9 protein-coding genes and 1 riboswitch are annotated in these 8,826 nt (G+C 46.1%); of the genes, 6 read left to right on the top strand and 3 right to left on the bottom strand.

Annotation, left to right across the window (positions count from 1 at the left end; genetic code table 11):
• Positions 1-609 (bottom strand): MCP four helix bundle domain-containing protein (locus tag VN379_RS13535; protein ID WP_325534673.1); only part of this gene is annotated, 609 nt, incomplete at its 3' end.
• Between the two features lie 225 nt (positions 610-834).
• Here VN379_RS13535 and VN379_RS13530 point away from each other — a divergent pair.
• Together VN379_RS13530 and VN379_RS13525 are read left to right on the top strand one after the other, a co-directional pair.
• Positions 835-1,335 carry a GNAT family N-acetyltransferase gene (locus VN379_RS13530; protein WP_325534671.1) on the top strand — a complete coding sequence of 167 codons (501 nt, stop codon included), beginning with the start codon at positions 835-837 and terminating at the stop codon, positions 1,333-1,335.
• Positions 1,336-1,398: 63 nt separating this feature from the next.
• A complete protein-coding gene (locus VN379_RS13525) occupies positions 1,399-1,743 on the top strand; it encodes a hypothetical protein (protein WP_325534669.1) in 345 nt (114 codons plus the stop codon).
• A gap of 34 nt (positions 1,744-1,777) precedes the next feature.
• On the opposite strand, the gene VN379_RS13520 is transcribed toward VN379_RS13525, so the two are convergent.
• Positions 1,778-2,347, bottom strand: a complete 570-nt coding sequence (locus VN379_RS13520; RefSeq protein WP_325534667.1) for a xanthine phosphoribosyltransferase — start codon at positions 2,345-2,347, stop codon at positions 1,778-1,780.
• Positions 2,348-2,458: 111 nt separating this feature from the next.
• Positions 2,459-2,558, bottom strand: a riboswitch (purine riboswitch).
• Between the two features lie 72 nt (positions 2,559-2,630).
• Between VN379_RS13520 and VN379_RS13515 the strand changes: the two genes are divergently transcribed.
• Positions 2,631-3,293 (top strand): HAD family hydrolase, encoded by a 663-nt coding sequence (locus tag VN379_RS13515; protein WP_325534665.1) that lies wholly within the window; start codon positions 2,631-2,633, stop codon positions 3,291-3,293.
• A gap of 89 nt (positions 3,294-3,382) precedes the next feature.
• Complete coding sequence (locus VN379_RS13510) at positions 3,383-4,132, top strand: 3D domain-containing protein (protein ID WP_325534663.1); 750 nt, start codon at positions 3,383-3,385, stop codon at positions 4,130-4,132.
• A 64-nt stretch (positions 4,133-4,196) separates the two neighbouring features.
• On the opposite strand, the gene VN379_RS13505 is transcribed toward VN379_RS13510, so the two are convergent.
• Positions 4,197-5,687, bottom strand: a complete 1,491-nt coding sequence (locus tag VN379_RS13505) for a PLP-dependent aminotransferase family protein (RefSeq protein WP_325534661.1) — start codon at positions 5,685-5,687, stop codon at positions 4,197-4,199.
• Between the two features lie 146 nt (positions 5,688-5,833).
• Here VN379_RS13505 and VN379_RS13500 point away from each other — a divergent pair, with 146 nt between their 5' ends.
• On the top strand, positions 5,834-7,069 hold the full coding sequence (locus VN379_RS13500; protein WP_325534658.1) for a benzoate/H(+) symporter BenE family transporter: 1,236 nt from the start codon (positions 5,834-5,836) through the stop codon (positions 7,067-7,069).
• Positions 7,070-7,273: 204 nt separating this feature from the next.
• Complete coding sequence (locus VN379_RS13495; RefSeq protein ID WP_325534656.1) at positions 7,274-8,641, top strand: N-acyl-D-amino-acid deacylase family protein; 1,368 nt, start codon at positions 7,274-7,276, stop codon at positions 8,639-8,641.
• Positions 8,642-8,826: the final 185 nt, after the last annotated feature.

Below are 8,826 nucleotides of genomic sequence, written 5' to 3'. Positions count from 1 at the left end.
CGTAATACATCCCACAAAAAGGAAAATTGTGATTGCAATAAAGGAAAACATGAACACGTTTTGTTTTGAGCTCTGGGCGATTGCTGCCACATTAACCGTTTTTTGCGAAACATCGTTCTGATGGTAATCAACAATCGTTTTCATGCTGTCATTTACGCGTTCGAGATAAATCAGGCTTGTACTCAAAGCGTCCTGGGCAGTGACCGGGTCATTGTTCTTGTCAGCCTCGAGCGTTTTTAAAACCAACTGTTTATAATCACCCCAGTTTTTTTGCACATAACTATATAAAACCATCTCGTCCGAATCTCTATTAAAGGCGAGTAACTGTTCAGTTTCAATCTCTCTGATTTGATCTAGTAATTGTTTGGTAAAATGCAGCTTTTTCTCTTGGGAATCGGCTAGCATAAACTTCCATAGCAGCAAAGGAACTTTATTTATTTTAGTTTGGATTTCAACAACTTTGCGGGATTGCTTTATATGGTGGTTCTGTACTATTTCAATATTGCTCTCAATTGTTGATAATTCAGCTGTAAAAAATCGCTGAGAATAAAGAATGATGCTAATTACACTGCAAAATAGTAGTAAAAGTATAAATTTGCTGGATTTCAAGCAATAAAACCTCCTTGCATGGCTCTTGGATTAAGCCTTTTTTCGTTACGGCTTAACAATATCCCTGCCAATAAAAGCTAGCGTTACACATAATGTCGATATTTGAGCGTAGTAAAATAAAGGAAAAGTAATTTGTCATAACGAATCAGAGCCATAATTGCTTTATACTGGAGATTATGGCTCTGATTCGTTATGGCGTTTACACAACGACAAGGGAGGTGCATTATGTTTAATGTTGAATTAGTTGATTTAACAGAAGATCGGTTTGAAGAAGCACTGAACGTGTTTGTCATAGGCGGCTGGGAAGAAGAGAGTCTGCTTTATGTAAAAGCAGAAATGAAGGCTTTTCTAAACGGTGATATTGAAGGCTATATTCGAGCAAGATTTATTTTAGCGATTGTTAATGGCGGCGTGATCGGCGTAGCCGCGTGGGCTCCGTCAATGTGTGGATTCTCGGTGTATGAATTATCCTGGGCTACTGTTGTGCCTAAATGGAGGCACCTGGGTATCAATTCGCTGATGCTACAGGAGCGTATTCGCAGAATAAGAGTACATCACGGCACCGCAAAGTTTAATGTAATTGTTTGTACATGGGCTAATCCTATGTACACGCGAGCTGGTTTTGTATCGATACAGGATGAGCGGGGCAGACAGCCTGAAGATCGTAAAGACAAATGTCTGCTGTTGGCCCAATTCGAAACACTATTGAAAAGCACCTGCGATTGAATTAATTAAGAGCAGGTGTGTAAATAGTACAATATTAGCTTAAAGCCTCTGGGGGTTGATATCTTGAAAATTTATGAACTGGGTATCTTAATTGAACCCAAAGCTGTTTTCACAGACACCGATATAATGAATGAGATTCTCCAGCAGATTGAAAAGGACGGGCAGGAATTAATTATCTGCCAGGTTAATCCCACTGTGCCGCACCAGGTAATTAGTACAAGCAACCTGTCGTTGTTTCCGGCTTGTTTGACCACTGGAACAAACAGACTGGCTTTTGCGGTATCCCTGCCGAGCAGGAAAGACCTGGGGAGGCGTTGGTTTCTCAAACGGTTGGAAGGGGATAATAAGAGTAGCTATCGGCTGATAGCTACTACAGATGTATCGGTTATTCATATTGAAGTAAGCTGAAAGGTAAAGATTAATTTATAAAGAGTTTCTTTGCTTACAAAAAATTGACTTGCCCGTTGGAAAACGATTTGATCCGGGCGAGTGATTCAACCCGGTAACCGGCCCCTGTTAATTTCTGGGCCCCAGGCTGGAAAGACTTCTCAATCACAATACCTATACCTACGACTTTGGCATTAGCCTGCTCAACAATATTAGCCAAGCCGGCAGCGGCTTCTCCGTTCGCTAAAAAATCATCAATAATAAGCACGCTGTCATCTGCCTGTAAAAACTGTTTGGACACGATGATGTTGTTACTTTCGCCCTTGGTATAGGAATAAACCTTGGCTGTATACACATCGTCGCTTGTTACCTTTGGCTTGCGTTTGCGGGCGAAAACGACAGGTACATGCAGCAGCAGTCCGGTCATAACCGAAGCTGCGATGCCTGAGGATTCGATTGTCAATATTTTAGTAATGTGTTCGCCTTTAAATCGGTTGACAAATTCTTCACCAATTCGCATCATAAGCTCAGGATCAATCTGCTGGTTTAGAAAAGAGTCAACTTTTAGCAAAGAATTATTCAAAATCAGACCGTCAGTCTGAATTCTTTGTTTTAATAAATCCATGATAGCCTCCTGCGTTAATAGGGTATGACCAGAAAATGCAAAAAAGCCCTAACAGGGAAACTCCGCTTGGCAGTATATGAGCGAAACTTCCCTGTCAGGGCTTTTACCCTTCGAAGGCAGCATTATTGACGTAACAGGCAATTTACGGTTGCCGGCAGGTATTTCTGGGCCATATCCCCAAAATTATACGATAGTATTTATTTAAACTTTATTGTATCAGTCTTTTTACGGGGTTGTCAACAAATGCACAGCAAAATTCGACATACTTATGAGGTGGTTTACTATGAAATATCAGGTAATATTGTTCGATCTGGACGGAACCCTAACAGATCCTAAAATTGGTATTACTAAATCTGTGCAGTATGCTCTTACCAGATTTAATATTGCTGAGCCTGATTTAGACAGGCTGATCCCGTTTATTGGTCCGCCGCTGGTGGAATCTTTTCAGGAGTTTTACGCACTCACTGCGACAGAAGCCAAAGCGGCAGTAGGGTATTACCGGGAGTACTTTACTCAGTCTGGAATGTATGAAAATGCCGTTTATCCTGGAATCAAAGACCTGCTTGTCAAATTAACAGGGTCTGCTACGGAATTAATTATTGCAACCTCTAAACCCACGATTTTCTCTGAACAGATTATAGCCCACTTTGGGCTGTCGCATCTTTTTAAGGCAATCGTCGGCAGCCACCTTGACGGATCACGGATTCATAAAACTGAGATTATTGCCTATATCCTGTCTCAGCTGCCTCAGGTTGCCAGGGAGGGAATTATAATGGTTGGTGATAGAAAACATGATATTATTGGCGCGCAAAACAATGGTATTGATTCTATCGGTGTCAGTTATGGCTACGGTAGCGCAGTTGAAATACAACAGGCAAACCCTAACTACATAGCAGCATCGGTTGGTGAACTCGATAATTTATTGACGAAGCTGCTGCTGGCATAACGGAATTTCGCATGTTAAAAACTGCTGTGCATTGAAAAGAACATTTGGCAGAAACTATAATTAATAGTTTTGGGAAGGAGGCGAATTGAGTGAAAAACCAACCACAGCGCAAACAAACCAAATCCCTTAAACGCAGACTGAAGCGTATCGCTGCAACAGCTGCCGTTGCTGGTGCAGCGCTGGTTTCCTCAGCATTGCTGCCAGGTATACCTGCCACAGCTCATGCTTCAGCCGTGCCGCCCGATCATGCCAATCAGCCAAAGGCTGCTAATCATCAGATGGTTAAATCCCCCAAAGGGCATTTTAATTTACAGTCAGATAGCAGGGTTCCCCAAAAGAAGCTGGCTAAAGCGCAGGCGAAGGCCGCCGCGGCTGCTCAGCGAAGCCAGCAAACCGAAAGCAAAACCCCGGTTGCACCGACAACCTCCAAGCAGACAACCTCTAAACAAACTACTTCTAATCAAACTCCCACCAAGCAAACAACTAAAAAAGTGCAGGCCTCCCCTGCTGCCAAAGCACCGGCTGATTCGGCAAAGGTGTTAGAGATTAAAGCCACTGCTTATGCGCCGGGAGAGCACGATAATGGTCAGTGGGGTGATAAAACATTCTTAGGGACAACTGTTCGCCCTGGCGTTGTTGCTGTTGACCCCAAGATTATCCCTCTTGGTTCCCGGGTCTATATCGAATATCCTGACGGTACAGGTCACTATGCAGTGGCAGAGGATACCGGCGGGGCCATTAAAGGCAACCGCATCGATATTGCCATGCAGTCTGTAGACAAAGCCTATGATTTCGGCATTAAGAATGTTAAGGTGCATGTTCTAGGGAAGGATGCGTAAGAACATTTAACAAAATCCTGCCAGACCTGAAATAAGGCCTTGCAGGATTTTGTTTCGTGGCATCTTAAGGCTTGGCTGTTAATGCACGGTTAAGCAGGTCGCATAACAAGGATAATGCCTTAGGCAAATCCTCGTTGGACAGGTTCGTCCAGCAGATTCGCAGATGATTTAATTCCGGTTCGGCAGGGTAAAAGATTGATCCAGGCAGAAAGTGGATACCACGTTGATGCGCAGCCGGTATCAGATCATCCGCGGCGAGGTCAGGCGGCAGGGTTAGCCATAAATGCATTCCCCCTGCCAACTGGGGATAATAAATAACCGGATTTAGCTCTCTGGACAACATAGTGGCGACTAATTCGCGGCGTTGGGCCAGGGTCTGGTTTAGGCTTTTGATATACATGGTAAGGTGGGGGCTTGTAAATAAAAGGAGGAGGGCTTTTTGCAGCCAGAGGGGTGAGCCCAGGTCGGCAATTGATTTAATTGCCAGCAGCCGGTTGTAGATTGAACCGTCAGCAGCCATAATCCCCAGGCGAAGACCTGGGAAAAGAAACTTGCTGAAGCCTTTTAAATAGATGACCCGCCCGGTCGTATCCAGTGACTTTAGTGGGGGCGGCAGTTTTTTTAACCCATTACCGGCTGAAAATAATTCCCGGTGCGGGTCGTCTTCCAGGATCAAAATATTATTCGCTTCAGCAAACTCCAGTATTTCTTTGCGGCGCCTGTACGACATAATGATTCCGGTAGGATTTTGAAAAGTGGGCACAGTGTAAATAGCCTTTAATCTCCCGTGCGAAGCCAGTTCCTCCAGTATATCAATTCTCATCCCGTCATGGTCAAGCGGGATTGGCTGGATTGTGGCCCGGCTTAAGCGAAATGTATCGATCGCACTGGAAAAGCACGGTGTCTCCATCGCAATTACGTCACCGGGACCAAGAAAGGTACGGGCGAATAGATCAAGGCCCTGTTGCGTTCCATTGGTAATGATAAGCCGGTGGGGTTCAAGCGTTAATCCGCTCTGGGTAAAGAGATAATGGCTGATTGCCTCCAGGAATTCCCGGTCACCCTGATAAGGTGAATAACTGCCCAGCGAGCGGGTGTGCTTGCTTAAGGCGTGTTTGATCGAATCTTGCAATAGATCAAGCGGCAGCAGGCTGTGGTGTATCGAAGCGGTAGATAAATCCAGTATCTCTGGTGGTAATCGCACCGCACTATGGCTCCAGTAGCTAGCCCGGGGGAGATAATCGGGAATAGATAACTGCCACTGGAAAGGCGGCAGCGCAGGATGCGGGGGCTGAGTATTTTGGATTGGAGTGATTTTGCGTTTCTTAACAAAGGTACCCTTGCCCCGGATGGCGTCAATCAAGCCATCTTTTTCAAGCCCCTGGTACACCTGGTGGGCGGTAACAAGGCTGATATGCAACTGTGAGGAAAGCTGACGGACAGAAGGCAGCAGATGCCCTTCTTCGAGCAGGCCGGACTGGATACGCTGCGCAATTTCAAGTCTGACCTGCTCTTTAATAGTTACGGAAGAATGGCGGTTGACTGTGATATTCAATATGACACCTCCGGGCAAGTGTTATACTTGTTTGTTGACTGTTATACATAACTGATGATTATATATGTATAATACAATGTTGAAATATAACACTGCAATATCTGGCAGCGATTTTGCTGCCGGTAATTTCACAAGGAGGAAGAAATGTGCGTAAGTGGTATGATAGTGCCGTTTTGGCTATTGCCGCGGTCAAGAGAGATTGCTCAGTAGCTGCAGTTATCGCAGGATTAATCGCAGTTACCGTTTCGTATGCCGGGCCGCTGCTGATCGTATTTCAGGCGGCTAAGGCTGTACAGTTAAGTGATGCCCAGTTGTCCTCCTGGATATGGGCGATATCCTTTGGCAGTGGCCTGACCGGACTTATTCTGAGCATGCGCTTTAGGGCCCCGGTCATCATCGCCTGGTCGACCCCCGGGGCTGTTTTGCTGGTATCGGGCTGGGCTGCCTATACATTTTCAGATTCTATCGGGGCTTTCGTTTTGTCTGCTGTAATTATCACAGCCCTTGGTTTTTCCGGTTTATTTTCCGGTATTATGAAACGTGTTCCGCAGTCGATCATTGCGGCAATGCTTGCCGGGATTTTACTGAAGTTTGGCGTTGAGGTATTTGTTTCTTTAAAGCAATTGCCCATCTTAGCTTCCCCGATGATTTTGTCCTATTTGCTTGCTAAACGCTTATACCCTCGCTATGCAGTTGCTGTTACACTGTTTGTCGGTCTTATAGCAGCTTATAATCTGCATGCTCTCTCTTTTGAACATGTAAGCGTTGGCTTGGTTCAACCGGTGTTTACGCTGCCCACATTCTCGCTGGAAGCATTACTGGGGCTGGGGATTCCGTTATGTATTGTCACGATGGTATCACAAAATGCTACAGGAATAGGCGTATTAAGGGTAGATGGGTTTAATACCCCGGCTAACCCGCTGATAACTGCTACCGGGATTGCCTCGCTGCTGACTGCTCCGTTTGGTTCCCATGGGATCAACCTGGCGGCGATCACTGCCGCTATCTGCACAGGCAAAGAGGCTCACCCTGATTTTGACAAACGCTATATTGCCGGGATTGTCTGTGGTCTTTTCTACATGCTGGTTAGTATATTTGGTGCAACTATTGTTTCGGTATTCTCGGCTCTGCCCAATGAGCTGGTTGCAGTGATATCCGGGGTAGCCCTGTTTGGTTCACTTAGTGCAAGCCTGTCGGCGGCAATGAAAGACGAGCAACAGCGGGAAAGCGGCTTGATCACCTTTCTTGTCACTATTTCAGGGATAACGCTCGCCGGTATTGGCGCACCTTTCTGGGGGCTGGTTGCCGGCATAATAACAGATGGCATACTTAACGGCAGGATAGGCGGTTTATTAAAAAGGTTAGTCACAGTTAAACCATAGAGTTTTCCCCCAGGCCACCGGTGGTTGCCGGTGGTTGTTGCTTGTCCGCTTTTGCCAAAGGTCCGGTGAAGCCGTGTTTTCTTTATGCTTGTCAGGAAGTTTTGTACAGGTGCCCTGTTGTACGTTGTTTGTGTAAATGATATGATAACCATGAGCCGTGGAAGTGGGGTTAATGCGTTAATAAATCATACAGGTGGCGATAAGATGTTTGATATCGTGATTGTAAATGGTATTTTAGTTGATCCGGAAAAACTGACGCGGAGAAAGGGCAATGTCGGCATCAGGGCGGGCAAGATTGCTGCTGTTACCCAACAGGAAATTCACGGTATTGAAGAGATTGATGCTGGCGGTAGAATTGTCTGCCCGGGCTTTATCGACATCCACGGGCATGTGGACTGGCGTGCTTATTGCGGCGAGTTGTCACTGCGGCAGGGCATTACCACCACTGTTGGCGGTAATTGTGGTTTGAGCCCGCTGGATATTGAGGGCTTTTTTGCAGCCCAGGAAAAAGACGGTTTCATCATCAACCAGGCAGAGATGTTTGGCCATTCGATGAGCCTGCGGGATGCGGTAGGTGCCACAGACCCCCACCAGCCGGCTACGCCGGAGCAATTGTCCCGCATGGAATATCAAGTGGAGAAAGCCTTTGCAGAGGGGGCTTGCGGTCTGTCACTGGGCTTAGCCTATGCACCAGGCAGCTCCAATGACGAAATATACAAGCTCAGCAAGTTGGCTGCACGGTATGGCAGAGTGGTATCGGTAGATACGCGGATGCGTACCAGCATTGATATGTATTCACTGGTGGAAGCGATTGATATTGCCCGCCAAACCGGCGCCAGGGTTCAGATCTCCCATTTGGTATATCAATATGGTACTGGCGTAATGGATGAAGCTCTGGCAGTGATTGATAAAGCCAGGGCCGACGGCATGGATATCCGTTTTGACAGTGGTATGTATACCCAATGGGCAAGCCATGTCGGCGCCGTGCTTTTCAGTGAGGAATCAATGGAGTCAAATGGCTGGAAACTTGAAGATATTCTGGCTGTTACCGGCAAGTATAATGGTAAACGGTTGAATATGGACATGTACAGGGATTTGCGCGCCAATGACCCCCATGCATCGGTGGTCGTGTTTACCGGGATCGAAGAGGAGATTTATATGGCCTTAAGCCATCCCTATGCAATGCCCTCGACTGACACCGGCGAATATGCGCCTGGTGAAGGGCATCCGCAGATTGCCGGCAGTTTTCCCCGCTACTTCAGACAAATGGTTGGCGAACGGTATGAATTAACGATAATGGAAGCAATCCGGAAAGCCACCTTGCTGCCGGCTGAGACCCTTGGTTTTCACTCCAAAGGTCGTCTGCGCGAAGGGATGGATGCTGATTTAGTTGTGTTCGATATAAAAGGTATTATGGATAAATCTGATTTTGGGTTACCTGATGCAATGCCTGAGGGTATTGACTATGTTTTTATCAGTGGTAAGCTGGTTCTTGCTAAAGGGCAGCTCATAAATACCCGGGCAGGTAAAGCGGTTAGATGTACGACACCTGTATATGACTATACTATCTGACCACAAAGAAATGTTACTGCTCATCACCCCCCCCCAACCTCTGGTTGTGGGGTGTTTTATTTTGGGAAATGCTCTGTATGGAGACTAAATGGGGTCGAGTTTTTTGGGGGAGGACAAATAGTAAAAAATATTGGGATTGATAGTGATAAATAGCACGAAACATCTTGAAAAACTTGGTTTAATGT

This window comes from Sporomusa sp. (assembly GCF_035561255.1).
GTDB lineage: Bacteria > Bacillota > Negativicutes > Sporomusales > Sporomusaceae > Sporomusa.
The sequence above is the reverse complement of the archived record's forward strand: the minus strand, read 5'-3'. Positions and strand labels throughout refer to the sequence as shown.

Excerpts from the sequence above, each read along its gene's own strand:
- VN379_RS13520 (WP_325534667.1), bottom strand. The coding sequence starts at position 2,347 with ATGGATTTATTAAAACAAAGAATTCAGACTGACGGTCTGATTTTGAAT.
- VN379_RS13530 (WP_325534671.1), top strand. The coding sequence starts at position 835 with ATGTTTAATGTTGAATTAGTTGATTTAACAGAAGATCGGTTTGAAGAA.
- VN379_RS13495 (WP_325534656.1), top strand. The coding sequence starts at position 7,274 with ATGTTTGATATCGTGATTGTAAATGGTATTTTAGTTGATCCGGAAAAA.
- VN379_RS13515 (WP_325534665.1), top strand. The coding sequence starts at position 2,631 with ATGAAATATCAGGTAATATTGTTCGATCTGGACGGAACCCTAACAGAT.